The sequence below is a fragment of the Methanoculleus sp. DTU007 genome (assembly GCF_001512385.1).
Lineage (GTDB): Archaea > Halobacteriota > Methanomicrobia > Methanomicrobiales > Methanoculleaceae > Methanoculleus > Methanoculleus thermophilus.
On the sequence record NZ_LFRO01000088.1, the window covers coordinates 1 to 26,659 of the forward strand.

Here is a 26,659-nt window from a genome sequence, read left to right on the forward strand (position 1 = left end):
CGAGTCCTCGGGAAGCACGATTCGCTGCTAGTACCTCCCTTCCATGAGAAACCTGCTCTTCTTTATTGTTCTGTTACGATTATCCCTCACTGCTTTGATTGGTCTCTTCTGCAGAAGATGGGCTGCTGTTAAAATTTGCCAGTTCCAGTGTTTTCTCCTGCGTTACGTTTGTTGTATTTGTGATATTCACTACAGCACCCGCCGTCTCTGCCTCAAGGAGGATCTCCGAGGGGATCATCACGGCATCGATGATGTAGATGATGCCGTTTGTTGCCAGGATCTCGCTCCCGACCACTTTTGCCCCGCCCAACCTCACTTCACCGCCGGTCGCTTCCACTGTGATCGGGCTGCCCTGTACGGTTGGTATGGTTTTGGCTGCAGTGATCTCCGATATTGTGTATCTTCCTGGGGCCAGATGATAGAGCAGAACCTCGGCGAGGTTGCCCTTAGGGTCATTGAAGAGTTCTTCCATCACGGCGTCCGGTAGGTGGGCAAAGACCTCATCCGTGGGTACAAAGATCGTGCACGGGCCGGGACCGGTGAATGCTCCTTTGAGTCCCGCCCTCTCTATCGCCTCTAAAAAGGTTGAGAAGTTGCCATTCTGCACAAGTACCTGCTCGATCGTCAGGTTTCCACCCACTGAGTCCTCTGCAGGCATTCCGCTTGTCCGGGTTGTGGTCTCGCTCCCCAGAGGAACTGTGCAGCCTCCGACGAGAACCATCGCTCCAGTAACCAGAGCGACCACTATGAATACGAGTGTTGCCCGCATAGTCCCCCCAAAGTGCGGTCTCTCCGTCTATCTCTCCATATGTCTATTTAAAGTACCTGCACTGCGCAGCCGCTCCTCACCCCCAGAGCCTCAGGGTCGAGACCACGTGGCGTACCGGGTCGTAAACCCTGATGATGTTGTTCCCGGTATCAGTGATATACCAGAGTCCACTGAAGTTGACCAGACCATCCGGTTCATCCAGTCTTGCGTCTCCTGACAACCCATCCTGGTAACCGCGGCTGCCGCTCCCGACCCTGGTGAGGACCCAGCCTGTGGCCGGATCGAACTCCTTGATCTTATGGTTGCAGGTATCGGCAAGGTAGATCAGCCCTTCGTGGTAGGCTATGCCCTTTGAGTGATGGATGCGTGCCATCCGGGCGATGGTGTCGAGATCGCCGAAATCATCCGGAGAGCGCCCGATGAACGTCTCAACCATTCCCCGCTTTATCCGGCGGATGGCCGAAGCCCCGCTATCGGCGACATAGAGCACCTCTCCATCAGTGACGATCCCGGACGGTTCGACAAAGGCGGCTTTATCGAGCGGGCCGTCGACCAGACCATCCTGGCCTGAGCCGGCGTAGGGCTCAATCTCATGGGTGGCGGTATCCAACCGCCAGATCTGCCTCGCACCGGCCATCGCGATATAGAGGTAGCCACCCATCAGCGCAAGATCCCGGGGTGCGTTCAGCGCGGTCATGGTGCCCGCTCCGCCTTCGCCGGGCGATAACCCACATAGCCCGGTCCCGGCAATCGTCACGACCTTCCGATCCGGCCAGGAGATCTGCCGGATCGTATGATTCCCGGTATCCGCAACATAGAGGGTATTGGCTTCTTCGTCGAAGACGAGCCCCGCCGGCTGGTAGAATGAGGCGTCATTGAACGATCCGTCGAGATTGCCGGGAGTCCCCGAGCCGATCGTCTCCAAGATCTTCCCGTCCCTATCGGCGATGACGATCCGATGATGCCCGGTATCGCTGATAAAGAGCCGCATGCCCACGTTGTCCGCTGTAATCTTCCCGGGGAGGAAGAGTGCTCCAATCTGCTTCCTCTCCTGTTTTGCCTCTGACTGCAACGGGCTTTTCTCCAGCAGACCGCGCTGCTCGAAGTTCTGCGCCATCAGGTTTAACTTCCGGTTGAGCCGTCCGTAGAGTCCCTCCCCGGTGGTCATCCCGACGATGCTTCCTCCGGGATCGATGAGGACGAACGTCGGCCAGTTCCTGACGCCGAAGGCCTGCCAGAGGAGGCGGTCGCGATCGATGACGACAGGATGGTCGATTCCGGCAAATCGGACGGCTTCCCTGGGATTTTCGGCAGCAGTCCCGAATTCGAATCCGGGGGAGTGGACCTCAATGACCGTCAGTTCCGGGTGTTCCTCTTTGAGGCGCCGGATCTCCGGCACCAGTCGCATGCAGTTAGAGCATGCGAAGGTTGCAAACGAGAGCAGCACTATCCTGCCGGCCAGATCGTGGACTCTGAGGGGACGGTCGGTGTTGAGCCATTCGAGACCAGAAGGGAAATCAGGCGCAACCGTCGGTTTCATGTGGCACCCTCTGGGAGTCCAGAGTTATGAATGTTGGTGAGGGGATCCTGCGTACTCCACCCGCGGTGCCGCGAGCATCTCGTTGCAGAAGGAGATCGCCTCGGCAACTCTATCCTTCTGGTAGACCACCGGCTTGATGCAGGGTCTCGTCGGGAGATCGCCGATCATCGAGAATACCTCCGACCAGGGTATCGGGTCGGCCCTCGACGGCGGCATGAGGTCGTTATGGATGTGAAAAGCCCGCAGAGCTTCTTGCGGAATCTGCGTGAGCGACCTTATGAACTCATCGCCCTCGACAGCGTGGAGGTACCAGGGATCGAGGGCAATTCCAGCCAGCCCGGCGATCTCCGGGCGATGCTCCTTGAGTCTCGTCCAGAGCGTTTGCACCTGTTTCGCTGTGGATATACCCTGGTCTTTATGGTTCTCGACAAGCACCAGGGGCTCAATGCCAAAGGCGTTCCAGTGGGCGGCGACCAGGGTATGCATCGCCGAGACGATATCGGCAGGAGTGTTCTTCCGACCACCCGGGTGGATCTCAATGATATCCGGGGGAACCCCCAGGTAATCCTCGATCTCAAGGAGCATATCCCCGAGAGCGGCCACCCACTCGGGATCCCACCATCGCAGTTCCGCCTTCACCTGCCGGCCGTGCTGGTCTCTTCGCGGGATAGCCGGTTCGGTGTGCATGATGTACGCGAGGGTCGCCGGGAGGTTCTGATCCTGCTCGTATAAGTGTTCGATGGACGACCTGGTGAGCATGGAGCCGATCTCCTGCCCGGTTCGCTCTACTTCCGTCTTGTTCTTGATGAAGTCGGCAGGGATCTCGATGTACGTGCAGCCCAGCGGTTCGGCAAGGTGCCAGCGTTCGAGGAGTCCGCTCCGCTGGGCTACTTCGGTGACGTTGGGGTAGATGTAGTCTGCACCTGGCATGGGGATCATCTGGCTACGCCATGACGGGGGTGGCACAAATAGGTTGGGGCGGAACGGTATCGATCCACTAGAACGAAGATAGGACGCCAGGCTTTGCCCTGGCGTCGTGGATATTGGATATTTTCGAAAAATTTATCCCCTGGGAGCATGAAACGCAAATATGTTCTCTATCTGGACTCTTCTTCTCATGCTCACGGCGTTTGCCGCCGCTGTGCACCTCATCCGCGAACGAAAGACGCTCTCGCGGATCCGGGTTCTTGAGATTCTGGTCCTCTGGTCGCTCGTCGTCGGGTTCGGGGTCGCCGGGGTCGTCGGGTTTCTCGGCCATACCCTCGCCGCGGACGCGATTGCCACCTCGATCGGCTGGCCCGCGGGTAACCCCTTCCAGCAGGAGGTCGCGGTCGCGAACCTCGCCGTCGCTTCGCTGGGCCTGCTTGCGTACTGGTTCCGCGACTCGTTCTGGCTTGCGGCGGTGGTTGCCGGGAGCATATTTTACTTCGGTGCCGGGATCGGGCACGTCTACGAGGTCGTTGCCAGGGGCAACCTTGCGCCGAACAACGCTGGGATGGTCCTCGTCTACGATCTAGGCTTACCGCTCGCTCTTATACTGATGTATGCCGGGCTTGCCGTACTGCGGCGAAGAGAGGGGGGTTTGCCTTCCGGTGAGGGAGGTGAAGCGGCCGAAAGCGCTGCCTGAGGGTGACTGCAGGCTCACCTGCAGTCATTGCAGGACTCTGAAAGAATACGCAGGATCGATAGAGTATGGAGCGTTCACTGCCTGGGCGTTCTCCGGTCTTTGAGGTCCTTTGGACAGGCGAACAGGATTTCTATGGGTGTATGAATGTAGGTGCAGTAGGTCCGTTTGGGATCGTAGTATGTGCATGAGGTGCATCCGAACTGTTGATCAACTTTCTTATCCAGTTGTGTAAGTTCCCATGTTGGATGGCTGTACGCACTGCCACTCTCCATGACTCTCTCATCGTGATCTTCTTCGGCAGTGGTACTCTTCAGTGAACTAGTATCCTTTAATGAGCTCATGTCAACGTTATAGGGTGCTATCGTGCAACCAAACATTTGTTTGGTTGATGAATCTTCATCGCTCTTATTAAACCTTGGGGGACTGAGCCTGACCTCTGTATTGGATGGGCTGTGCTGCTGTTGGGCCCCAAAAAGGAGAATGAGAGTAAAACGACGCGGGCAGCAGTTCTGGATCATATCGGGAGGTATGGTGTTGTGAAGGTGACAAGATAGAGAACGCCGCCCAGCACGATGAATTGTCCGTCCGTAAGCAGTTCAAAGAGGAGTTTCTCCTTCACGAGCCACTCGCAGCATAGGATGTATCCCTGAGCATAGGCTGTGCCTGCAGCCAGTATCGGTGCCGTGCAGGAACTCAGGAGAGTTCCGCTGATGAGTACCAGCGCGGTTCCGATGGTCAGGTTTAATCCTGTGAGGAGGAAGAGCGTCCTTCGGGTGCCGAGAATTGTCGGGATCGTCCTGACACCCGATGCCGCATCACCCTCCACATCACGCAGATCGAAGATCACAGTGTTTGTAAAGACCAGGAAGAAGAGGAAGGCGCCGACGACGCCGGTTGCGATGTCTGGGGAGTGGGCGAGATGGCAGACCGGCAGGAGGGCAGGAGGTATGGCCCAGGAGAATGCCACAACAAGGCTTTTCATAAAGGGGACCTCTTTCAAGCGCCGAAACCCAAACCGGGCGGGAAAGAGCGGTACACTGTAGACAATCCCCGCTGCAAGGGGGACGATTGTGACCAGGAGGCACTCTAATCCCTGGAGGGCGGAGAGACCGAGGGCAAGGGCGTAGGCGCCGATTGCTGCATCAAAGAGAATTGGCCCGTAGTTCTTCGTGAAGGTGTAACGCTCGGTGTGGTTTATGGCGTCCTCGTCCTCATCGGTCTTGCGGTTGAGGTTGTAGACTGCGAACGTGGTAAGCATCAGTATTACTGCAGCGCTCAAGTCGAAGGGAAGGTCCTGCAGAATGCAGGAGACGTACACCATCGCCGCTCCTGCGACGGAGAGATACAGGGAACTGTACACGATGGCGTGGACGACGGCTTGAAAGGTTGGTTGGACCAGATCGGTCTGATTAATGTACCTGAACATGAATTAATTGTCATAAGAGTGGCGAACATTTGTTACTGCGATGAAGATTTATCAATTCGATTAATGGGCGGACCTGAGCGCGACGTTTCGGAGAGGTTGCGTGAGCATACGAGGCACCCCCGCTACGCACGGCGGCTCCGTTCTGTGCCGGTATTAACGGCATTTGAGTGGAGAAGACTGCATTCCTGAAGACCTACCGGTCTTTGCCGGTCGTAGAACGGTTATAATACTGCAGGTTTCTTGTAAGGCGATGGGTCTTGGATGTCTAAAAAGTCATTCCGGGGGAGCATGCAGTGCTCTGGCGTTCGCTTTGTAGTACTGAAAGAGGCGTTCTCCCCAGGCAACTGCCGCACTACTGGTGCTGACGAGATCCGTGGCGGTATCATAGGTGCCGGTATCGCGTTTATACAGGCCTAACGACAGATATTCGTCGGTCACCGTCATTCCCAGCCGAATTGGTAGGGAAGATACATAAATCTCGAAGTCGTGCCGCTCAAGAAGGCACTCAAGAATCGTACTGTACGGTTCACCGGTCAACCCCCTGGCGAGTTCCTGGGGAACAACGAGTTCGACTGATTTGCCGTCCATAACCACTTCTTTAATCGCATTTGCATGAACTGGGCTCATAATCGATGAAACTCCGTGGATCCGCGATGCATTCTTGAGTATGGTAAAAAAAGAGGAATAGACTGCGAAGATATCTTCCTCAACACCTCTAATCACCTCTGCATTGTACAGGTGCTTCAGCTCTCTCTGAAACTCGAGGGGTATGCTCTCTATCTCGCGCTCGACCCAGAACATCCTGTGGCGCTGAAACGTTCCCATAAGGGCCACGAGCCGTTCAATCTCCGGTTCGACGAGCCTGCCGATAGGGGTGAGTGCATAATCGCCTCGTACCGACTCGACGTAATGAAGAGCCTCGAGCTGCCGGATCTTCGGGATGAGAGCCTGGGACGAACTCCCTGTTACATCACGAAGGTCTGAGAGGGATTTCTTCCCATCCCCTAGGGCAAGCAGTATCTGTGTCAACAGTCGCGATCGGAAGATTGCCTGAACGTCGTCATGGAACGCACTATAGATCTCGAGGGAGGATACTCCTTTCATTATCCCTATGGTTAAGAGATGCTGGTTTGGGCATATCATCCTTTCTATTCCCGCGCAGGCATGTCTCGCTCGTCTGGCACTTTTTTTCATCGGCAGGCGGCCGGGATGCGTCTCCAGGATGACCCACGTAATCCGGTAGATCCGCCATCTCAAAGATCCCTACGCCCAACCATCAGCGCACTTATAGCCCGAAGATCGATATATCTTGAGGCAGTATGTCGTCCACACCCAGATACCTGCTCTGCATCGCACTCTGTGCATGCGCCATTGCCTGTTTCCTTACTGCCGGCTGCTCCGATACCGGGGAGCAACCGGAGATCGTCTCCGGGCTTTCCGGGGACCTTGCCGTTCACTTCATCGACGTTGGACAGGGCGACTCGATCCTCCTTACTTTCCGCGACAAGACCATGCTCATCGATGCCGGTGAGCGCGGAATGGGAGAGCGGGTCATTGAGTACCTCGAGGAGAGAGACATCGAGTCTCTTGACGTCGTTGTGGCAACCCACCCGCACTCCGATCACATCGGCGGCCTTGCCGCCGTCATCTCCGCTTACCCGGTCGGTCGGTTCGTCGATTCCGGGCAGCCGCATACCATCGCGACCTACGAGAACCTGCTTGCTCTCATTGAGGAGAGGGGGATACCGTATACCGTGGTGGAGCGCGGGCAGACGATTGCTCTTGACCCCGACCTTGAGATCCAGGTCTTAAATCCGGCTCCTGAGTTCTCCGATGACGTAAATGAGAACTCAGTCGTCCTGAAAGTGACCTACGGCAAGATCTCGTATCTCTTCGTAGGAGATGCCGGGGAGCCTGCGGAGGAGGATATGATGGAGGCCGGACTCGACCTCGATGCCGACGTCCTGAAGGTCGGCCACCATGCGAGCCGGTACGCGTCATCGGCCAGATTCCTCGATGCAGTCAGCCCTGCGATCAGCGTCATCCAGGTCGGCGAGGGGAATGACTACGGTCACCCCCACAAGGAGGCGCTCGAGCGGCTTGAGGCAACTGGCTCGCGCATCTACCGCACCGACCTTGATGGGACCGTCGTCGTCACCACCGACGGCGAGGCGCTTGCCGTTACAGCCGGAGGTGTGCCGCAGGCCTCCGTGACCGTGACAACCCGGCCGACGACCCCGCCCCCCACCGGCGTCTACATCGCCGGTCTTGACCTCCAGGACGAGACCGTCACCATCATGAATGCGGATCCGGCGGCGGTCAACCTCACCGGCTGGACGATCACCGACGAAGGAGCGCGAAACACCTATACGTTCCCGGTCTTCATCCTTGATCCCGGTGCCGACGTCACCGTCCACTCGGGTGTAGGGAATGATACCGCAACCGACCGACCTCTATTGGGGTCGGGCGACGGGGGTCTGGAACAATGATGGCGACACCGCCACGCTTGCCGACGCAAACGGCACGGTCGTCAGCATCCTGGAGGGGTGATCATGCAGACGGACTCGGTCTTTCTTGTAAGCCTCGACCGGATTGAGGAAGGACTCGCCGTCCTCCTCCTCCGCGAGGACGAATCAGTCCGCTTTACCCTCCCCTCCTCTCTCCTCCCAAAAGATGCCCGGGAAGGCGATATCCTCGAGATCGCAATCCACCGCGACGTCGCGGCGACGGGGGAGGCGCGGCGGCGGATTGCTGAGCGGATTGCCCGATTGCGGGCGAAGGGCGGTCAGTGACCTCTCCAGTCACCTACCCTTTTATCACCTTTTCTTGCTCACACAAGCACCGATGCTCTCTCGGTGTGACGTGATCGTCGTCGGTGCGGGCCCCGCCGGGAGCACCACTGCGCGCTATGCGGCGGAGGCTGGGCTTGACGTCCTCTTGATCGAGAAGCGAAGAGAGATCGGTCTTCCCGTCTGCTGTGGGGAGTTCAACGCATCCTCATCGATTCTCGCCGAAGCGCTCCCCCACGCCCCTGGGTTCGACGACCTCTTCCCCGTCGCTCCCGGACTTATTCAGAAGCAGATCCGGGGTGCTGTCGCCGTCTCGCCCGGCGGTCGGGAGTACGAGTTTGATCTTGCCGGCTACACCGTCAATCGGAACGAATTCGACCGACACCTCGCGGATGAAGCCGTTCGAGCGGGTGCCGCCCTCTCGCTGGATACGAAGTTCCTCGGGCGTGAAGACCGGCGGGTCAGGACCAGCCGGGGTGAAGTCGAGGCCCGGGTTGTGGTTGCCGCAGACGGCCCCCTCTCCCCGGTCGCCCGCTCCGCCGGGATGGAGCGCAATGCCGTCCTCGCCCCGGCCATCACTTGCCAGGTCGATGGGGATTTCGGCGACCGCCTCCGGCTCTACTTCGGGAACAGCGTTGCCCCGGGCGGATATGCGTGGATCTTTCCAAAGCAGGGATGCGCGAACGTCGGACTCGGGGTGCAGAGGCCGGCGGAACCTCTTCCTATTCTCCTCCGGGCGTTCCTTGCTCGGAACGGCTTTGTCGCCCGGGATGTCCAGGCCGGGTTCGTGCCGGTCTCCGGACCGATTCCAAGGACCGTCCGTGAGAACGTCATCGCCGTCGGCGACGCGGCGGGCCACGTCGTCGCCTCAAACGGCGGGGGGATAGCGACTGCGATGATCTGCGGGAGACTCGCCGGGCTTGCTGTGGCGCGTCACCTGCTCGAAGGAGAGCCCCTCGACGCCTACGAGCAGGCATGGCGTTCGGCGGTAGGCCGGGAACTCCTCGCCGCCGCGAAGACGAAGAGGATGGCCGACCGGGTCCTCAGGTCGGACCTCCTGATCGAGCGGGCAATGCACCTGCTCGGCGGCCGCGGGATCCGGAACGCGATCGTCCTGGGCGGTCTCGCGGGATCCGGACCGACCCTAAATTATGTTCGAGACTACCTGCCTCGATGGGGGCGATGACCGAAACCCTTATCTTTCACAGACATGCCCTGTATCACCCCGGCGGGTGATTGAATTGGTTGATGTGGTCAAAGTTGACGGAAGGAGAGAGCCTTTTGTACGGGAGAAGGTGGTGGTGAGTGCGTTGAAATCAGGAGCGCCGCCGGAAGAAGCAAGGGCGATCGGAGAGGCCGTAGAACGGATCGCCTACGATGGCATCCCCTCCAGCGAGATCCGCCGGCGGGTGCTTGAGCAACTCCGCGACCGGAACCCGGAATGGGAGGAAAACTGGCTCATGTACGACCGTGCTGTGAAGAAACGAGGGGCGACGGCCGTCGCAAGTCTGCCGGCCCGCTAACCCTTTTTTTCTCTTGAGTGGCGGGGACCTCGAGAATTGGATCGGAGTCCACCCTGCCAGGGGTAGACATGGCGGGTGCAAACTATAATTACCAATCCGGGCTCATATCTGTCTCTTACTGCTGAATTCTCCAAGGAAACGCTTTCATTGATGCGGCCATTAGATGGCCGTTTCTTATTTAAGCCACTATCCGGGGAGGATAAAGCAGTCAGGACTTACAGAATGGCACGACGGCCCGTTTGCTCTTGATACACTCCCCGATTTCCAGGGAATGCCGGAGCGTGGGCGCGCCAGCAGGCGATATGTATGCCAACCAGTGATTCAGAAGACGATATATCCTCTAATAATAGTCAGAATATTACGGAAGGAACAAAGATACTCTTCGCCGATCCGAAGACCGCGATCCTCCGGCTCTCCCTGCCGATGATGGTCGCGATGACCCTCGTGACCCTCTACAACGTCGTCGATGCGTTCTGGGTCGCGGGTCTCGGTGCAGACGCTCTTGCCGCCATCGGGTTCTCATTCCCCCTCTTCCTCCTCACGATCGGGTTAGCGAGCGGTCTTGGCACCGGTGGAGAAGCGGCACTTGCCCGGATGATCGGCGCCCGCAACCGGGGCGGAGCAAGCAGCGTTGCGATGCACACCATCCTCCTGATGACCGTCCTTGCTGTCATCGTCACCATTCCGCTCGCCCTCTTCACCGAGGAGATCTTCGCCCTCATGGGGGCAGGAGAGGCTGCCGGCCTCGCCACAGAATACGCCCGGATCCTCTTTCTCGGGACGTTCGCCCTTCTCTTCGGCGAAGTTGCATACTCTCTCATGCAAGGTGAGGGGAACGCAAAGCGGACGATGTACGCGATGGCGCTCGGGGCGGTGGTAAACGCCGTCCTCGACCCGATCCTGATCTACACGCTCGGGATGGGGATTGCAGGAGCAGCCTGGGCGACGATCATCGCCGAGGTCATCTCTGCCATCCCGATGGTCTACTGGCTCTTTGTGAAGAGGGATACCTACATCTCCCTCCACTTGAGCGAGTTTGTCCCCGACCCCGCCACCATGCGGGAGATCCTGCAGGTAGGTCTTCCGGCCGCCGTCGAGCAGCTCTCGCTTGCCCTGATGGCCCTTGTCCTGAATGGGATCATCGTTCTGATATCGAGCACCGACGGGGTTGCCATCTACTCGACCGGGTGGCGGCTCGTGAGTATCGGTTTGACCCCGATCCTTGCCATCGCAACTGCGGTGGTCGTGGTCATCGGCACCGCGTACGGAGCGCGGGCATATGCCCGGATGGAGTCCGCACTCCTCTACGCCGTCAGGCTCGGGCTCGGGATCGGTATCGGGCTTGCCATTACGACATTTGTCTTTGCCCCCCAGATCGCCGCATTCTTTGCGGGATCGGACGGTGCCGATGCCATCATCCCGGAGTTGACGATCTTTCTTCGGATCATGAGCCTTGTCTACCCGGTGGTCGGGTTTGGCCTTTTCTCGGCATCATTCTTCCAGGGGACGGGGCTTGGAGCACGATCGCTTACGATCACCATCATGCAGAACGTCGTGCTCTCGACCCTGCTTGCCTGGTTCTTTGCAATCGGACTCGGGTTCGGCCTTGATGGCGTCTGGTGGGGGGTTGCTGCAGGAAACGCGGGCGGCGCGATCTTTGGATACGTCTGGGCGCGCAGGTACTCGGCGGGACTCAGAAACCGGCAGGCAGTAGCGGCATGAAGGGGGAGGGCCCCTTCACTCTTCTAGATCTTCGTCGTCAACCGTAGTATGGGCCACCTCACGCAGCGTGAACCGGAACGACGCCCCGAGGTCCGGCCGCCCCGCGATCCGGTCCTCAACCCAGACCCTGCCGCCGTAGCGTTTAACAAGCAGTCCGACGATGAAGAGCCCTAGCCCCTCCCCGTGGCCCTGGCTTTCGTTCCGCCTGAACCGGTCGAAGAGTTCCTCCTTCATATCATCCGGAATACCATGGCCGGTATCCTCAACGCTCACCACCACGGTATGCTCCTCTTCCGGGTAATCCTCAACCCGAACCGTGATCTGGGCGTCCGGTCCGCCAAACTTCAAAGCGTTCTCGATGAGGTTTGAGAATATCTCGGAGAGTAGATCGTCCGCCCAGACCTCCGTCGCCGTGTCCTCAAACGAGACGCTGGCATTGGGAACACGTTCGAGTTCGGTCCTGATGACGCGGCTTAAGTGGACCGGGGTAAGATCGGGTGCCTCCTGGTGGATGCGGCGGATCGTCGAGACGTTCTGAATGATGCCGGTGCTTTTGCGGACGCTCTCCTTGATCTTCTTTGCGTAATCCGCAGCATCCCCTTCAAGCATCTCGAGCAGGAGATCGGCGTACAGGCTCGTGACGTTCTCCGCATTCTTGATATCGTGCGTCATGATGTCCAGGTAGAGGTTCGTCTCACGGTGCGCTTCCTCAAGCCTTTTGTGGAGCATGCTCCGGAGGACACCTGACCCAATCTCTCTTCCGATCGCCTCAACGAGGTGCCGTTCCTCGTCGCAGAGCCCCTCCGTCGTCTTGCTCCCGAGGAAGAGCGCCCCGACCACGACTGACTCGGCAAGGATCGGGATGCAGGCAAGTGTGGAGACCCCGAGTGACGAGAGGATCTCTTCCTCGATCGTGCCGGGCTTGCTGCTCAGTTCAAGGTAACGCGGCTGCCCGGCGACAAAGACAAAGTTCCAGGGCCAGTGATGGACGTTGATCGTCTGGTTATGGGCAAGATACTCCTTCGGGACAGCGTGGTGGTAGCGCGTGAGCGCCAGTGTTCGCTCGGGGTTTAGGAGGTAGGTCAGTCCCAGATCAAAATCGAGCAGATCCAGCGTTTTTGAGAGTGAAGCCTCGAGCAGTTCGTCGAGCGAGAGGGACGATGCAGAGACCTCCATGATCCGGTTGAGGATCTGAAGTTGCCTGTTTGAGAAGAACAACACTTCGTTCGCCTCTTTCCGCTCGGTGATATCATGGACGGTCCCCTGGATGAATGCGGGCGTGCCGTCCTCGCCGCAGATGTTCTGGACAAAATCACGAACCCATCGCACTCTGCCGTCCTTTCGTACGATCCTGTATGCACGGTCGGTCGAGAAACCCGGGACCGACTGCAACCGGCTGGTGCTCTCCCGGATGCGGGGGCGGTCACTCGGATGGACGATCGCATCCCAGGTTATCCTCCCCGATAGGAACTCATCTGTGGTATATCCGGTGACCGTCTCCACCGCGCCGTGGATGAAGATGGGTTTCTGGTCCACCGTCCCACGATATGCGATCCCGCGGAAGTCCTGAACGAACGAGCGATATCGCTCCTGACTCTCCCTGGCCTGGTTCTCTTCGCTCCGTCTCCTGATAGCCCGGCCGAGCATATCTGCTGTAACCTGCAGAAGATACTGCTCATCGACGGTAAAGACGTTCTCCGGTCGCGGCGAGGAGTCAGGGAGATACACAACCTCCACGCTCCCTACTCTTCTTTTGTCCACCCGAATCTCGGCTGCGATCTTCCAGGGCGTCTCCTGGTATCGGTGGGTGTAGGTTGCCTCGCCGTGCTTTATGCGGACGCCGGTCTTGTCTGGATGGCGGAACCCGGACGGAAGAGCCCGGGCGACGTCGCGGAGGAGGTCTTCTGTCGAAAGATCGTCCGAATCGATCAGTCGGGAGATCTTGTGCAGGGTGCGGATCCCCCGTACCCGCTCCCTCTCCTCATGGACCCGGGGAGTCCGCGATACGCCGTCCCCTGCCTTTCTGGCGCTGCTATCCCGTATCCGAAGCACCCAGATCCCTCCAAACGGCTTCGCCTCAACCTTCTGGCTGGAGTAGATGAACCGTCGCTCTTCCCCATGGGTATTGCGCAGGGCCAGATCGAGACCGGGCACCTCGACCCCGTCGCGCACTGCGGCAATGAGGCTTTTGACCTGTTCTTCCTCCAGAAGAAGCGGTATGAGGTGAGTATCGAGGACCTGCCCGGCATCAAGCCCGAGAATCTCCTCTTCATTTGCTGAGAGAATATTTGTGGCATAGGCGTTTACCCAGGTTACTTGCATATCCCGATCGAGAATAAGGATGCCCACGCCGGGTTCTTCGAGGATCCGGAATGTCTGTTCCGGCAAGGTGAACCTAGAATCTGTTACGCCTGTATGAATGTTCTTGCCCCCTTGAGTATATTATCTAATTTTAATTATATGAATAAGTTCATAGTCTGTATAATAAGAGACTTGCGGTTGCTATCCACATAATGAGTTGCAATCCACATGAAACGGGGTGTCTCAAGATTCTCAAAGAAAGGGCTTTACCAAGCATGGTTCATCCACAAGCCCCTCACTGCGCGCACCCTAGGGTCGGCCAATGATCCATCGCTCAAAAAGATGCGACTCGGCCGCCAGGCCAAGACTGCACATGATATTGATTGCTCCCCCGTGGTCATAGCCTCGTCGGGTTAAGTTCCGGAATGGATTCTTTAATTGTTTTGGTCATGATGCTCGCTCGTCCTTTGGGGGAGATAGCCGCCGGAGCAGCGGGCCCTGGTGATTGCCGGACACCCTTTATGCAGGCTGCTTTCGGCCTGATGTTAGGGCAAAAAAGAGAGGATCAGATGTTTTCAAACCTCTTGTTCACCGCATCCCAGTTCACGACGTTCCAGAAAGCGTCAATGAACTGCGCCCGGTTGTTCCTGTAATCGATGTAATAGGCATGCTCCCAGACATCGAGCACCATCAGTATCTTGAATCCCGGATAGATCTGGTTGTTGTGCTTCTCGATCTGCATGATCATGGGGCGGTTGGTCATGGCGCAGTACACGAGTGCCGCCCACCCCGAGCCCTCGACGCTCGATGCCGTTTTCGTAAACTCGGCTTTGAATCGGTCAAAGGAGCCCCACTCCTGGTCGATCCGGTCGGCAAGAGCGCCTCCCGGTGTCCCGCCGCCGCCACGCCCGGCCGGGGCCATGCTAGGCCAGAAGAGGGTGTGCAGGACATGGCCACCGATGTTGAACGAGAGTTCTTTCAAGAGGGCTTTCATATCAACTTCGGTCCCTTCCTGCCGTGCTTTCTCCAGTTTCTCAAGGCCTGCATTCGCTCCGGTCACGTAGGCCTGGTGGTGCTTGTCATGGTGCAGGGAGAGCTGCTCCTTTGAGATGTGCGGTTCAAGAGCGTCAGGTGCGTACGGCAGGGGTGGCAGTTCATACTTCTTCAATGAGGTGAGTTCCATCTTCTGTGCAGCCATAGGCATCATCTCCCTCTCTGGAAGTGGATCTATTTTATGGTGCCGGTAACCGGGATCGGCCCGGCAACGGGTGGTTCTTTCGCATCTTCGGATCTGGCGAGCACGACCGCGGGGCAAAATCGGTAGGCTCGGCCCGACCGCTGGAGCCCAGATAGATCTGGCAGAATTCTCCTTCCAAGGTTCATGATGCCTGATCGGGAACACCCTTCCCTACACTGTGGAATATGGGGTGACAATCTGGCCCAACATAATGTTTAAATACACTGGTATATTGGATGATACTCAAACCGCCTCACGTTCTCTGCCGCACGGAACCCGGCTTTGGGCTCCGGTCCCGGGCATCCTGGTGACCGAACTACCAAGAGGCGCCTGAACACGACAGTATCCGGAGAGTGGTGAACTGTATGGAGACGGCAACACGTATCTCGCTCTTTACCGCCACGCTCATGATGCTGATCACGCTCGCCCTCTTGCACGATCTGTACCTTACACTCCTTGGAACCGGATGGAGTCTCCTTGCGAGGATACTCTCTCTCCTCCTTGTCTCAGTTACTTTTTTTGGGGTGATCCAGTTCATGAGTTACGCCGATCACCTCCTGCGGTCTCTCTATGCCTACCCTGAACGCGCCGTAACTCTTCTGCGAAAGGCCCCACGCCCCTCCCGCCGCGCTGCCGTCTTTATCCCTGTCTATAATGAAGATCCCGACGTGGTCGAGTCCTGCATCCGGGCATGCATGGCAATCGCCTACCCTGACGTCCGTATCTTCCTCCTCGACGACTCCACCGATGCAAAAAAACGGGCCTCGATGCAGGAGATCAGCCACCGGTATGGCCTCCGTTATGTTCACCGGGATCATAGAAGAGGTTTTAAGGCTGGAGCCATTAATCACGCCCTCTCGCTCCTCGATAGTGATATGGAGTATCTTCTGGTGCTCGACGCCGACCAGAGGGTTAAGCCGACGATCCTTGCCGACCTCATACCGATTCTGGAGGCCAACCCCGATGCCTCCTTCATACAGACCCCTCAGTTCTTCCGATCGGAACCGAACGACCCGATAAGCGTCACCTTCTCATATCAGCAGCACATCTACAACAAGCACGTCTGCAGGGGGCTTTCCGTAAACCAGACCGCCGTGCTGACCGGTTCAAACTGCATCTTCCGCGTGAGCCATCTCGTGGCAATCGGCGGGATGGACGAGACCTGTATCGCCGAGGACATCGCCACATCGTTTGCGTTCCATTTCAGAGGGTGCCGGGGAATCTTCTTAGATACCGTATATGCCGAGGGCATAGCGCCTCCAAACCTCGCTGCCTACTTCACGCAACAACTTCGCTGGGCATACGGGAACACCCAGCTCCTGGGGACCATCCTCCGCACGTTGGTTGCAAGCCCCCGAAGCATGACCGCGGTGCACTGGCTTGAGTTTATCGTCATCGTCTCGATCTACCTCCTCGGCGGGGTGAACGTGGCGCTCTTCCTCCTCCCTATCGCCACACTCATCCTGGGGATCCCGATCCTGCCGGTCTGGCTTCCCCCGATATTTGCCGTGGTGCTTGCCGTGGTGATCGCGATCCAGGTCATCATCAGCGTTCGTGAGCGGCAGTATTCTCTGCGGGATCTCGCACTCTCACAGGCGATCTTCAACACGCTCGCCTTCGTGTACGCGCGGGCGATCGTCTATGCCGCATCCGGAAAGAAGTTGCCGTTTGTCGTGACACCAAAAGCGCTCTCGGGATCCGCCGGTCGAGCCCGTGTCAGGATCGCCCCTGTGCTCTTTGTGATATCGGCCGTTCTGGTCTCGATATTCTTCGGCGTCATGCGGCTCCTCGCCGATGGTCCGGATTCCGGTACGACGATCCCGCTCTTCTGGGCCTGCTATACGCTGATCGTTCTCTCATCCTTCCTGGTGGTCTGGCGGCGGGACGGAAGGCGGGTGCAGGCTGCCGGAACTGAGTAATCGGAAAAAGAGTATTTTCGGGAGTGATCTTACCTGAACCTCTGCCAGAGGATCCTTCCCATCACCCGGAAGGTGAAGTCGAGTTCGTCAAAGAGCGGAATGCCATTCTCCTTGAGGATCTTGCGGCCCCTGTCCATGGATGCGCCGCCAAGAAGCGTCGAGACGATCATGTTCTCGGTCTTCTCAGAGAACCGGATGATCTGGTTTGCAAGCTGCTCTGAACCGATGACAAGGTTCGGGAACCCGACCACGAACGCGATATCCCAGCAGTCCTGGTACTTGGCGAGCACGTTGAATGTCTGCTCAAACCGCTTCTCGTTAGCGTCGCCAAGGAGGTCGATCGGGTTGTTCTTGTTCCAGAACTCGGGCAAGAGGTCGTTTAACTCCTTCAAGACTTCCGGCGGGAGGTCGATCAGGTCGATACCGTAACGCTCGGCGTAGTCGGAAGAGAGAACGGCGAACCCTCCGGCGTTCGTGATCACAACCGCCCGTTTGCCGCGGGGGTAACCCTTCGGGAGCGAGAGCATCTCGGCAACCTGGAACGTGCCGGAGAGGGTGTGCACGGGGATGACGCCGGATGCGCGGAAGGCTTCCATGTAGACATCGTACGACCCGGAAAGAGATCCTGTGTGGGACGAGGCTGCGGCTTGGCCCTTCTCGGACGAACCGGACTTGATCGCCACGATGGGTTTGGTCTTTGAGACTTCGCTTGCCACCTTCATGAAGGTCTTGCCGTCCTGGATCTCCTCGATGTAGAGGATGATGCCTTTGGTCTTGGGGTCACGCTCCACGAACCTGAGGAAGTCGATGAAGTTGAGGTCCGCCTGGTTGCCGACCGAGACGACTACGGAGAACCCGATGTCCTGCTTGATGCTCCAGTCGACCACGGTGTTGACGATGGCGCCGCTCTGGGATATGAACGCGATGTTGCCGGGTTTCGGGGATTGGTGGACGTAGGTGGTGTCGATGCCCTTCGGGGGGATGATCAGCCCAAGACAGTTCGGGCCTACGATCCGCGTGCCGTAACCCCTTGCAATCTCGAGAACCCGGTCTTCGAGCGCCTTTCCTTCCTCGCCCATCTCACGGAACCCGGCAGTGATGATGACGGCCATTGGGACTCCTTTTCGCCCGCACTCCTCGATGACACTCGGGACGTGCTTTGCCGGGACGGTGATGACCGCCATGTCGACGGGATTTGGAATGTCGAGGATGGAGGCGTATGCCTTGAGCCCCTGGACCTCCGGGCGCTTATTGTTGACGGGGTAGAGCTGTCCGGGGAAGTGGAGGAGGTTGTGCATCACGGCGTAACCCATCTTCTTCGGCTCCGACGAGGCGCCGATGACCGCGATCGACCGGGGGTTGAAGTACTCGATCGGTACGAAGGGGCGCTCATTTGCTACTTTCTCGACGGCTTCATCGTCGACGAAGATCCGGGCGTCGACGATGCAGGCGCCGGATTCATAGAGCCGAACAGGGTTGATGTCAAACTCCACGACGTTGGTGTTCTCGGCAAAGAAACGGTTGATCGCACACATGACCTGAACCAGGGTCTCTTCGTCGCGGGGCTTGGATCCGCGGTAGCCCTGGATCATCGGGTAGCCGTGGATCTCCCGAACCATCTTCCGGATCTCCTCTTCGGAGATCGGGAGGATTCGAAGGGTGACGTCCTTCATCAGCTCGACGAGGGTACCGCCCATGCCGAAGGTGAGCACCTTCCCGAATGCAGGATCGGTCTTCCCACCGATGATCAGTTCAAGCCCCGGCGCCGCCTGTTGCTCGACGACAACGCCCTTGATCTCGGCCTCGGGGTTGTATGCCTTCGCGTTTTCGACGATCTTTTTGAATGCCTCTTCCGCGGCCTGCTTTGAGGAGATACTGACGATAACCCCGCCGGCATCACTCTTGTGCACAATCTGCGGCGAGTGGATCTTCATGACGACTGGAAAGCCAATCTTCTCGGCTACTTTGCCTGCTTCGGCAGCGGTCTTGACGATTGTATGTTCGGGCACCGGTACACCGTATTGTTTGAGGAGTTCGTACGACTCAGACTCGCTTAGCATTCTCTTTACCATGGTTGTCGCCTCTAATTTCGAGTATCAACTTAAGCATCTCTATAACCGTGCAGTTCATATTCCCTGACAGATGAACCGTCTCCCGGAAAAACCACACCTATAGGTCGGAGTGAACTGTACAACGTGGTATCATCTCTGCCTTATAGGTTTTGTAATGATTCAACATGATAAATTCTTCAATCTGCTCCGGTAGTCATCTTAAATATCCTTGAATTATTCTGGATTTGCGTAAATAGGGGTCGATTTGAGCGATTTTAGGTTGCATGCAGGTGAGGTGCATGGCGGACGTCTGATCGCGCGGGCCGGGACCATCACGGCCGGCGGTATTGATGCCTCTTTGGGGCGTTCGCTCAGGTGATCCTACGCGATGCTGACTGCCCTCCGGCTGAACCCAAACGGCGGCAACTACAAACGTATCAAGCGTTCCGTCGCAAAGACAGCCTCACCTCTTTTCCGATGGGTTTAAGATAGTCTTTTTTCGGACGAGGGGGCAGGGAAGTTTTTCGGTTCCGTGCCTCTGCTACCGGGCGCTAATCGTCTTGGATCCTGTGCTTGTGTAGGTGCTAATAGAATCCCTCATCGTCACGCCCATCGGCTGTTCTCAACTCCTCACCAATCCCCATCTCCCGATCGCCGCCCACCCTGCGAGGCACACGGCCCCGACCGCCACGTTGAGCGCGCCAAGGCTCAGGACGAGGTTCTCTCCGCCAAGGAAGACCAGGATCATCCCGGCGCTGCCGAAGACGAGGCCGGCGCAGTTGATCAGGGCTGATGCGGAGCCGGTATCCTCCTTCTGCTGGTCGAGCATCAGGAACGCGCCCGGCGGACGCACGGCACTCCCCATCAATGACGCCGGGAAGAGGCCCAGGGCAAAGAAGAGAGGGCCGAGGTTCCCGAAGAGGCAGACGAGTGCTCCTCCGACAAGCATGACGGCGAAACCTGATGCGACGATCATCCAGCGGCTCGTGTGCCGGGAGAGCCAGAGGTAGAGGAAAGGACCCACTATCAGGCCTATAGCGTTGAGAGCAAAGTAGAAACTATACCACTGTTCCGAGAGCCCGAACCAATCCTGGTAGATGTACGGTGAGGCGGAGACAAATGCCAGGGATGCGGTGCTCACGAGCGAAAAAACGACGAGGAGCGATGTAAAACCCGGGTTCCTGAGCACGGCCCCGAGTCTCTGGATGGATTGCGCCACGGTGCCGGTATACCGCGAGGGTATGGTCTCTTCGAGGAGGAGGGCGCCTGCCATCGAGACGACTCCGATGAGAGCGAGTGTCAAAAAGAGCCCCCGCCACGACGTGTAGGGGAGCATGAACGCGCCGAGGACCGGCGCGATGGCGGGCGAGATGACGACCATCGACTGGACGATCGAGAGCACTGATTCCTGCTTCCTCCCGTCGTAGACGTCCTTGACCATCGCGGTCGCGACCGCAGAAGCGGCGCTGCCGCCGATGGCCTGGAGGACGCGGAATGCGCTCAGATGCCAGATGCTCCACGAGAGCGCACACCCGGCGCTTGCTGCGATGTACAGGGCAAGTCCGGCGAGGAGGATTGGACGGCGGCCGTATTTATCGGAAAGTGGGCCCCAGAAGAGCAGTCCAAGACTGAAGAAGAGAAAGAAGAGGATCAGGGTGAGGTTCGTCAGGTCGGCGGAGACCCCAAAGTAATCTCCCATGCCGGGGAGAGCGGGGAGGTAGAGATCGGTCGAGAGCGGGACAAAGGCGGAGAGCAGAGCAATCAGGACGACGAGACCCTTGTCGCCGAGATATTTCTGGACTCGCTGGTTTTGGCCGGAAAGTGATTGATCCATGGAATCGTCTCGAAGCAGAAGATTCTTTGAAAACAGAATGCTGCTATGGGGATTTGAACCCCAGTCGTAGGAGTGAGAGTCCTACATGATTGGCCGGTCTACACTATAGCAGCGCATTGCACACCATTGTGCTCTACATTGTTTGATGTTAAACTACTTAAACTTATCGCACATGCCCCTCTCCATGACCCGGCCTGTAACCTCGTAATCGGAGCCATATCCGGGCCTCGATTCTTCTGCCACACCATGATCTTTACCACAGACACCAATAAGTAGCTGCCCCGCATACCTATACCGGCAGTAATGAGCAGTGTCGAAGAGCAGATACGGGAGATTGAGGACGAACTCAAGAATACCCCGTACAACAAGGCGACTTCCAAGCATATCGGCCGCCTCAAGGCGAAACTTGCGAAGATTCGCGACGATGCGGTAGCCCGGGCTATGGCCTCCTCCGGCGGGGGAGAGGGCTACTCCGTGAAGAAGTCGGGAGACGCCACCGTTGTTTTAGTCGGTTTCCCGTCCGTCGGAAAGAGTACGCTGCTCAACAAACTCACCGGCAACGACCTCTCAGAGACTGGGGCATATGCCTTCACGACCGTCTCTGTCATCCCGGGCTCGATGGAGCACAGGGGCGCAAAGATCCAGATCCTGGATATCCCCGGCCTGATCGCCGGCGCAGCGATGGGCAAAGGCCGCGGGAAGGAAGTGATCGCCGTCGTCCGGAGCGCCGACCTGATCCTGATCCTTGTTGACGTCTTCAACCAGCAGCACGTCGACGTCCTCCTGCGCGAACTCTACGATGCGGGAATCCGAATTAACCAGGAAAAACCCGATATTACCATAAAGAAGACCGCAAACGGCGGGATCAGGCTGAACACCGTCGGCAGCGTTGATCTCGATATCGAGGAGATCCGGTCGATCCTTGCAGAGAACAAGATCGTCAATGCGGATGTCCTGATCCGCAACAACGTAACCCAGGATGATTTCATCGATGCGATGATTGGAAACCGGGTCTACGTCCCTGCATTCATCGCGGTCAACAAGGTCGATCTCGTCGACGAGAAGACGAGGACGAATATCGAGAAAGAGTTGACCAAACGGTTCGGTGAACCACCCATCATGGTCTCGGCGCACAGCGGCTACCGCATCGAAGACTTAAAGGACGCAATATACGAGAATCTCGGATTCATGCGTATTTACTTAAAACCGGTCGGCGGCCCTGCAGATATGGACGAGCCGCTGATCATCCGGAGCCCCGCGACGGTCGAGGACGTCTGCAACCGGCTTCACCGCGACTTCGCAGACAAGTTCCGGTATGCAAAAGTCTGGGGTAAATCGGCCAAGCACGACGCGCAGCGCGTCGGCCTCAACCACCAGCTCGCGGACGGGGACATCCTCACCATCGTCACCCGCCGCTGATCACTTTTTCAAGGACGGAAAGCGGTGCATCGGTTTTTATGGCGGTCCCTGAGTAGTGCGCTCGGCTTGCCCGGTAGCCGAGCCCCACAAGACGCTCGATGACCGTCTCGATGCTGCCGGGTGAGACCCGGAGTGATTTTGCTATGACGTGGTAGTCGTAGTGGCTCGATGTCTCCAGCTCCTGCCGGCAGGTCGAGAGCAGCCGCGCGATCCGTGCCCTGTTCCCGACGTTCACCAAAGGAAGCAGCTCCTCCATCGCGGCGAGCGTCGGATCGTCGTTGATCCTCCCGGTCCAGAGGGGGCCGACGGGGACGAGGTCCGCCCCGCAGAGGGGGCACTCCTCTGGTTCCGGAAGGAGACCGGTCTGCTCTGTCCGATAGAGGCAGTCTCTGCATTGCATGATGTAGCCAATCCGCGCAAGCGTCCTGTCGGCCGCAGCCGCCCCGTCCCTGAGACGGAGGTGCAGGCGGTGGAAGTGCTCGTGTGCGTAGCAGAAGAGGGGCTCTACCCCGCGATCGTACTTGATCACCTCGCGCACAACAAACCCTAGCAGCGTCCGGAGGCCGACCTCGGCGTGGTACTCGGTATTCCGGGGGCGGGAGAAGTAACGGCGCATTCCGGCTTTTAAGTGCGCCCCGCAGAGCGGGGCGGTATCGGTCGCGGTGACGAAGAGGTACCTCCCGGCGCTCCGGGCGGCGGCGTCGACAAACGGCGCAGGCGTCCCGAAGGGATCGAGATCGACGGCATCGAACTTCCGTACACTCATCAGAGCATTCGCATCGCTGTGGGTGACCTCGGCGGACAATCCGAGCCTCTCCACGTTCTGCCGGGCAAGGTCGACTGCTCTCTGGCTCCAGTCGTTGATCGTGACCGGGATACCGATTTCATGCGCCACCCGGAGCCCCCGGGCCCCTGACGCTCCCATGGCGTCGAGATAATCCTCCGGCCGCAGGACTGAGAGGAGGAGGATTGTAACATCCCGGTTCAGTTCCATGCGTGGATTATAAAAGACCGGTCCGCCTCCCGGCGGGAACTGAAGATGAGGATCTTGCCTCGGCACGAAAAACCGGGTTCTACCCTCCGTAACCTCAACGATATCCATTGCTTCCGGAAAGGTGGATACTCGATACCCTTATACCTTCTCATGAGTAATACTATTACTCCAGTCTGTGGGCTTGTGGCCTAGCCAGGATATGGCGTCAGCCTCCTAAGCTGAATGCCGGGGGTTCAAATCCCCCCAAGCCCGTCCGTTTTCCCGTGTTCTCTCAAGAGAAAACCCTCTGGTTATTTATCGATAGCCTGGTAACCTAACTATCCGAAAATGAGCGCAACAGCCTTTATCAGGATAACTCGCCCGCACAACGCCGTCGTTGCGGGGTTTACCGCGCTCATCGGGTACCTGGTCGCCACGGGTACCCTCACGCCGCCGTCGCTCCTGCTTGCCGTGGTGGTGACGCTCATAACCGCTGCGGGGAACGTCGTCAACGACGTCTATGACCTCGAGATCGACCGGATCAACCGGCCCGATCGACCCCTCCCGGCAGGACTGATCACTCTTTCCGGTGCGAAAGCCTACGCGGCAGTTCTCTTCATCGGCGGGCTTGCCGCCGCCGCCCTGACGACAACGCTCTGCTTTGCCATTGCTCTCGTAAACTCAATAATCCTGGTAGGATATGCCGTCTGGCTGAAGCGGACCCCGGGTATAGGCAACGTCGCGGTCGCCTACCTGACCGCGAGCGTCTTTCTCTTTGGTGGAGCGTTTGAAGGTATTGAGGGGCTCATTCAGAACCTCTCGCTTGCAACGATCACGTTCCTTGCGACCATCGCGCGGGAGATTCTCAAAGACGCCGAGGACGTGGACGGAGACGCTGCCGGAGGGGCACGCACGCTTCCTATGCTCGTCGGCGTCCAATGGACGGGCCGGCTCGCGCTCGCCTGTGCCTGCGGCGCAGTTCTCGTGAGCATTCTCCCCTTCGGCGACTGGTGGGGTCTCTTTTATCTTATCGCCATCGCGATCGTCGATATCGTCATCCTCTTTGGGGCGGCCCGGGGAGCGAGGTGCACGACGCCGGCATGTGTCCGCACGTCAAGGGCTACATCGATCTTACGGGCCGGAATGTTTGCTGCACTCGCGGTCTTTGCGGTTGCTGCGATCATCTAAGTTTCGGCAGCGCTTTTCCGCTTATCGAGTGGGCGGAGCGGGTGCCGGATATTCAGGTCAGCAGGAATGAATCTCTTGCGGGAGTTTAAGCCCGGGTGTTGTGACCCTGGCCTTTTGCCTGCGAACGCCCGGATGAACTCTGGCCGATCCGGAAAAATGCACTGATCAATTTATCTGATCCTAAATAGAGTTATTATCGCGGGAGATCCTCATGAAAGTTTACCGGCACGGGGACACGTACATCGCACCTAAAGGTTCCTTTTTTGACGGAAACGTGAAGATAGACGGAAATTTCATCGTCCCTCCGGAGACGCATATCTGGGGCAACGTCGTGGTTGCCGGCCGCTTCGAGCTCGGCCCGTGCTCAACGGTCGGTGGTTCAATCAAAGCCGAGAGTATCGTTGTCGGCCACGATGCCAAAATAAAAGGGCCGGTTTGTGTTGAGAAAACCGCCACGATCTGCGACAATGCGCGGCTCCATTCAATCCAGGCGGGAGGAAACATCATCCTCCGGCCAGGGGTCAACGTCGGGGACGTCAACAGCGGCGAGACAATCTTTGTCTTTGGAAAGGTCGGAAGCGTTCGCTTATTCGGAAGGGCCGTGAAGGTCTACGGGACCTGAAACGCGCTCAAGGCCAAGCAGGGCGACATCCCTCACCGCCGCCCAGTCCGCTATCGTCTCCACACATCCATCTTTTAGGTTCACGACGCCCATAGGGGTGATCCCAATCTTATCGCACATATCGATCCCGTCTTTTACCTCCGTGAGGCAGCCGACGCCGATGATCGCCTGTGGATGATACTTCTTGACCATCCGCTTTATGAATGTCGAGCCCGGGACGATGAAGACTCTATATCCGAGCCCTTCCAGCCAGGCTGTATTCTCCCCGACTGCACAGCGACCGCAGTTCCGGCATTTGAGACCTTCTGGTGTCAGGTTTGCCGGACACTGCGCCGATCGCAGGCATTGAGGGAGGAAGACCGCCCGCTGATTCACGGGGGTCTCCGAGAATGCCTTTGTGTTCATGGTGTTTCGGAGAGTTATGAAGAACGTGACGAGATCCCGATCATCCAGACCGAGGAGTTTGCAGAACGCCTTGACGAGCCCTTCGAGGAGGACCAGGCCCGGTATCAGGATCTGCGGAAGGTAAGATTTCCCTCTGGTGATCGATGCGGTGACGATGATGGCGAGCGCTATCGCGGCAAGCAGCATTCCGAGGATGAGGAAGAACGTGATCTCGCCGATGGTGGTCATCAGCTGGATCCAGAGGTTGGATTCAAAGAGTGTCATGATCTGGTTGTCTCTATAAACTGGAAGGACTTTGCGTACGGGGGTCGCAGGACCCCGATCTCGGTGATGATGGCATCGACAAGATCGAGGGGCGTGGCGTCGAAGGCGTAGTTGAGCACCCTGACGTCGTCGGGGACGAGTTGTCGGTCGCCACAGTACGCGAGTTCAGCGCGGTCCCGCTCCTCGACGGTGATCTCACTCTCCACCCGGGCAAGATCGAATGTGGAGACCGGTGCTGCGACGTAAAACGGGATTTTATGGTGATGTGCGGCGACGGCGTGCATGTAGGTCCCGATCTTGTTGAAGACTGCATCCTTTGTGATCCGGTCCGCGCCGACGATGACGAGGTCAATCTTTCCCTTCCGCATCAGGTATGCCGCAGACGAGTCGGGGATGAGGGTTACGTCGATCCCGTCCCGGGCAAGTTCCCAGCAGGTGAGCCGGGAGCCCTGGTTCAATGGCCGGGTCTCGCAGGCAAACACTCGCACGTTCTTGCCGGCTGCGACGGCCGATCGGATCACCCCGAGCGCCGTCCCCCAGCACCGACAGGCGAGCGCCCCTGCGTTGCAGTGGGTGAGGACCGTGCAGTCGTCGGGAAAGAGGTCTTTGCCAAACCCACCGAGCCTCCGGCAGGTCAACTCGTCCTCTTCTGCAACTGCGTTCGCCTCGGCGACGGCGAGGGCCTTTGCCTCCGCAACCGTTCTGGCCATCGATACCTTCGCAAGAACGCGGTCGATTCCCCACGAGAGGTTGACCGCGGTCGGGCGGGTGCTTTTAAGGAAGTCTCCCGCCCGCCGGAGATCGTCGAGGAATCTTCCGAGATCCCCTTCGGTGCTCCGGACGGCTGCAAGCGCCATGCCCATCGCACCCGCGATGCCGAGGGCCGGGGCGCCCCGGATCTCAAGCCTCCTGATCGCGCGGGCGAGATCGTCGACGGTGGTGCACCGCATCAGTTCGTACCTGCCGGGAAGGAGGGTTTGATCTATGTATATGATGCACTCGCTCTCAGCATCCCACGCGATGGTGTAGGGCTCTCTCCTCTCTGACATG

Annotated in this window: 22 protein-coding genes and 2 tRNA genes; 11 read left to right on the top strand and 13 right to left on the bottom strand. The window is 58.2% G+C overall.

The annotated features are described in order from the left end of the window. Positions 1-79 precede the first annotated feature (79 nt). From ACI94_RS09115 to ACI94_RS09125, 3 genes are all read right to left on the bottom strand, one after another. Entirely contained in the window at positions 80-721 is a 642-nt protein-coding gene (locus tag ACI94_RS09115; RefSeq protein WP_273259171.1) for a fasciclin domain-containing protein, read from the bottom strand. 124 nt (positions 722-845) lie between these two features. Then, positions 846-2,309 (bottom strand): thioredoxin-like domain-containing protein, encoded by a 1,464-nt coding sequence (locus tag ACI94_RS09120; RefSeq protein ID WP_273259170.1) that lies wholly within the window; start codon positions 2,307-2,309, stop codon positions 846-848. A 24-nt stretch (positions 2,310-2,333) separates the two neighbouring features. Then, positions 2,334-3,248, bottom strand: a complete 915-nt coding sequence (locus ACI94_RS09125; RefSeq protein WP_273259169.1) for a hypothetical protein — start codon at positions 3,246-3,248, stop codon at positions 2,334-2,336. A gap of 151 nt (positions 3,249-3,399) precedes the next feature. Between ACI94_RS09125 and ACI94_RS09130 the strand changes: the two genes are divergently transcribed. Next, positions 3,400-3,936, top strand: coding sequence for a DUF6790 family protein (locus tag ACI94_RS09130; RefSeq protein WP_286681343.1), 537 nt, complete (start codon positions 3,400-3,402; stop codon positions 3,934-3,936). Positions 3,937-4,450: 514 nt separating this feature from the next. Here ACI94_RS09130 and ACI94_RS09135 read toward each other — a convergent pair. Continuing rightward, positions 4,451-5,362, bottom strand: a complete 912-nt coding sequence (locus ACI94_RS09135; RefSeq protein WP_273259167.1) for a UbiA family prenyltransferase — start codon at positions 5,360-5,362, stop codon at positions 4,451-4,453. 273 nt (positions 5,363-5,635) lie between these two features. Continuing rightward, positions 5,636-6,619, bottom strand: a complete 984-nt coding sequence (locus ACI94_RS09140) for a winged helix-turn-helix domain-containing protein (protein ID WP_286681344.1) — start codon at positions 6,617-6,619, stop codon at positions 5,636-5,638. Positions 6,620-6,681: 62 nt separating this feature from the next. Between ACI94_RS09140 and ACI94_RS09145 the strand changes: the two genes are divergently transcribed. From ACI94_RS09145 to ACI94_RS09165, 5 genes are all read left to right on the top strand, one after another. Continuing rightward, the gene (locus ACI94_RS09145; protein WP_273259165.1) at positions 6,682-7,851 is read left to right on the top strand and encodes an MBL fold metallo-hydrolase; all 1,170 of its coding nucleotides are present in this window, start codon (positions 6,682-6,684) and stop codon (positions 7,849-7,851) included. Between the two features lie 63 nt (positions 7,852-7,914). Beyond that, on the top strand, positions 7,915-8,154 hold the full coding sequence (locus ACI94_RS09150; RefSeq protein ID WP_273259164.1) for a DUF3006 domain-containing protein: 240 nt from the start codon (positions 7,915-7,917) through the stop codon (positions 8,152-8,154). Positions 8,155-8,206: 52 nt separating this feature from the next. Further along, entirely contained in the window at positions 8,207-9,337 is a 1,131-nt protein-coding gene (locus ACI94_RS09155; RefSeq protein ID WP_273259163.1) for an NAD(P)/FAD-dependent oxidoreductase, read from the top strand. Positions 9,338-9,401: 64 nt separating this feature from the next. Next, positions 9,402-9,674, top strand: a complete 273-nt coding sequence (locus ACI94_RS09160; protein ID WP_286681349.1) for an ATP cone domain-containing protein — start codon at positions 9,402-9,404, stop codon at positions 9,672-9,674. Between the two features lie 306 nt (positions 9,675-9,980). Next, complete coding sequence (locus tag ACI94_RS09165) at positions 9,981-11,396, top strand: MATE family efflux transporter (protein WP_273259161.1); 1,416 nt, start codon at positions 9,981-9,983, stop codon at positions 11,394-11,396. A 15-nt stretch (positions 11,397-11,411) separates the two neighbouring features. Here ACI94_RS09165 and ACI94_RS09170 read toward each other — a convergent pair whose 3' ends face one another. Both ACI94_RS09170 and ACI94_RS09175 read right to left on the bottom strand, forming a co-directional pair. Next, positions 11,412-13,784, bottom strand: coding sequence for an ATP-binding protein (locus ACI94_RS09170; RefSeq protein WP_273259160.1), 2,373 nt, complete (start codon positions 13,782-13,784; stop codon positions 11,412-11,414). A gap of 478 nt (positions 13,785-14,262) precedes the next feature. Next, the gene (locus ACI94_RS09175) at positions 14,263-14,904 is read right to left on the bottom strand and encodes a superoxide dismutase (protein ID WP_273259159.1); all 642 of its coding nucleotides are present in this window, start codon (positions 14,902-14,904) and stop codon (positions 14,263-14,265) included. A 395-nt stretch (positions 14,905-15,299) separates the two neighbouring features. On the opposite strand from ACI94_RS09175, the gene ACI94_RS09180 reads away from it, so the two are divergent. After that, positions 15,300-16,853: a glycosyltransferase gene (locus ACI94_RS09180; protein WP_273259158.1), complete on the top strand. Its 1,554-nt coding sequence runs from the start codon at positions 15,300-15,302 to the stop codon at positions 16,851-16,853. A gap of 29 nt (positions 16,854-16,882) precedes the next feature. On the opposite strand, the gene ACI94_RS09185 is transcribed toward ACI94_RS09180, so the two are convergent. The 3 genes from ACI94_RS09185 to ACI94_RS09195 form a co-directional block, all read right to left on the bottom strand. Further along, positions 16,883-18,925 (bottom strand): acetate--CoA ligase family protein, encoded by a 2,043-nt coding sequence (locus ACI94_RS09185; protein ID WP_286681345.1) that lies wholly within the window; start codon positions 18,923-18,925, stop codon positions 16,883-16,885. Between the two features lie 601 nt (positions 18,926-19,526). Beyond that, positions 19,527-20,738, bottom strand: a complete 1,212-nt coding sequence (locus ACI94_RS09190) for a multidrug effflux MFS transporter (protein ID WP_066958763.1) — start codon at positions 20,736-20,738, stop codon at positions 19,527-19,529. Between the two features lie 38 nt (positions 20,739-20,776). Further along, positions 20,777-20,851 (bottom strand) — tRNA-Glu (locus ACI94_RS09195). Positions 20,852-21,041: 190 nt separating this feature from the next. Here ACI94_RS09195 and ACI94_RS09200 point away from each other — a divergent pair. Next, on the top strand, positions 21,042-22,157 hold the full coding sequence (locus tag ACI94_RS09200) for a GTP-binding protein (protein WP_066958764.1): 1,116 nt from the start codon (positions 21,042-21,044) through the stop codon (positions 22,155-22,157). On the opposite strand, the gene ACI94_RS09205 is transcribed toward ACI94_RS09200, so the two are convergent. After that, positions 22,144-23,259: a tRNA (guanine(10)-N(2))-dimethyltransferase gene (locus ACI94_RS09205; RefSeq protein WP_066958765.1), complete on the bottom strand. Its 1,116-nt coding sequence runs from the start codon at positions 23,257-23,259 to the stop codon at positions 22,144-22,146. The genes ACI94_RS09200 and ACI94_RS09205 overlap by 14 nt on opposite strands. 69 nt (positions 23,260-23,328) lie before the next feature. Here ACI94_RS09205 and ACI94_RS09210 point away from each other — a divergent pair. The 3 genes from ACI94_RS09210 (at position 23,329) to ACI94_RS09220 (ending at position 24,940) form a co-directional block, all read left to right on the top strand. Continuing rightward, positions 23,329-23,403 (top strand) — tRNA-Arg (locus tag ACI94_RS09210). Positions 23,404-23,478: 75 nt separating this feature from the next. Then, positions 23,479-24,318: a geranylgeranylglycerol-phosphate geranylgeranyltransferase gene (locus tag ACI94_RS09215; protein WP_066958766.1), complete on the top strand. Its 840-nt coding sequence runs from the start codon at positions 23,479-23,481 to the stop codon at positions 24,316-24,318. Positions 24,319-24,592: 274 nt separating this feature from the next. Beyond that, complete coding sequence (locus ACI94_RS09220; protein ID WP_273259076.1) at positions 24,593-24,940, top strand: polymer-forming cytoskeletal protein; 348 nt, start codon at positions 24,593-24,595, stop codon at positions 24,938-24,940. On the opposite strand, the gene ACI94_RS09225 is transcribed toward ACI94_RS09220, so the two are convergent. Together ACI94_RS09225 and mtnA are read right to left on the bottom strand one after the other, a co-directional pair. Then, on the bottom strand, positions 24,905-25,609 hold the full coding sequence (locus ACI94_RS09225; protein ID WP_066958768.1) for a DUF116 domain-containing protein: 705 nt from the start codon (positions 25,607-25,609) through the stop codon (positions 24,905-24,907). The two genes, ACI94_RS09220 and ACI94_RS09225, sit on opposite strands and share 36 nt — an antisense overlap. Beyond that, complete coding sequence (mtnA, locus tag ACI94_RS09230) at positions 25,606-26,658, bottom strand: S-methyl-5-thioribose-1-phosphate isomerase (protein WP_066958769.1); 1,053 nt, start codon at positions 26,656-26,658, stop codon at positions 25,606-25,608. The genes ACI94_RS09225 and mtnA overlap by 4 nt, the downstream gene beginning before the upstream one ends. Position 26,659 lies beyond the last annotated feature (1 nt).

Excerpts from the sequence above, each read along its gene's own strand:
- ACI94_RS09225 (WP_066958768.1), bottom strand. The coding sequence starts at position 25,609 with ATGACACTCTTTGAATCCAACCTCTGGATCCAGCTGATGACCACCATC.
- ACI94_RS09135 (WP_273259167.1), bottom strand. The coding sequence starts at position 5,362 with ATGTTCAGGTACATTAATCAGACCGATCTGGTCCAACCAACCTTTCAA.
- ACI94_RS09130 (WP_286681343.1), top strand. The coding sequence starts at position 3,400 with ATGTTCTCTATCTGGACTCTTCTTCTCATGCTCACGGCGTTTGCCGCC.
- ACI94_RS09145 (WP_273259165.1), top strand. The coding sequence starts at position 6,682 with ATGTCGTCCACACCCAGATACCTGCTCTGCATCGCACTCTGTGCATGC.
- ACI94_RS09150 (WP_273259164.1), top strand. The coding sequence starts at position 7,915 with ATGCAGACGGACTCGGTCTTTCTTGTAAGCCTCGACCGGATTGAGGAA.
- ACI94_RS09190 (WP_066958763.1), bottom strand. The coding sequence starts at position 20,738 with ATGGATCAATCACTTTCCGGCCAAAACCAGCGAGTCCAGAAATATCTC.
- ACI94_RS09175 (WP_273259159.1), bottom strand. The coding sequence starts at position 14,904 with ATGATGCCTATGGCTGCACAGAAGATGGAACTCACCTCATTGAAGAAG.
- ACI94_RS09200 (WP_066958764.1), top strand. The coding sequence starts at position 21,042 with ATGAGCAGTGTCGAAGAGCAGATACGGGAGATTGAGGACGAACTCAAG.
- ACI94_RS09205 (WP_066958765.1), bottom strand. The coding sequence starts at position 23,259 with ATGGATATCGTTGAGGTTACGGAGGGTAGAACCCGGTTTTTCGTGCCG.
- ACI94_RS09120 (WP_273259170.1), bottom strand. The coding sequence starts at position 2,309 with ATGAAACCGACGGTTGCGCCTGATTTCCCTTCTGGTCTCGAATGGCTC.
- mtnA (WP_066958769.1), bottom strand. The coding sequence starts at position 26,658 with ATGTCAGAGAGGAGAGAGCCCTACACCATCGCGTGGGATGCTGAGAGC.
- ACI94_RS09180 (WP_273259158.1), top strand. The coding sequence starts at position 15,300 with ATGGAGACGGCAACACGTATCTCGCTCTTTACCGCCACGCTCATGATG.
- ACI94_RS09185 (WP_286681345.1), bottom strand. The coding sequence starts at position 18,925 with ATGGTAAAGAGAATGCTAAGCGAGTCTGAGTCGTACGAACTCCTCAAA.
- ACI94_RS09215 (WP_066958766.1), top strand. The coding sequence starts at position 23,479 with ATGAGCGCAACAGCCTTTATCAGGATAACTCGCCCGCACAACGCCGTC.
- ACI94_RS09165 (WP_273259161.1), top strand. The coding sequence starts at position 9,981 with ATGCCAACCAGTGATTCAGAAGACGATATATCCTCTAATAATAGTCAG.
- ACI94_RS09125 (WP_273259169.1), bottom strand. The coding sequence starts at position 3,248 with ATGATCCCCATGCCAGGTGCAGACTACATCTACCCCAACGTCACCGAA.
- ACI94_RS09155 (WP_273259163.1), top strand. The coding sequence starts at position 8,207 with ATGCTCTCTCGGTGTGACGTGATCGTCGTCGGTGCGGGCCCCGCCGGG.
- ACI94_RS09115 (WP_273259171.1), bottom strand. The coding sequence starts at position 721 with ATGGTTCTCGTCGGAGGCTGCACAGTTCCTCTGGGGAGCGAGACCACA.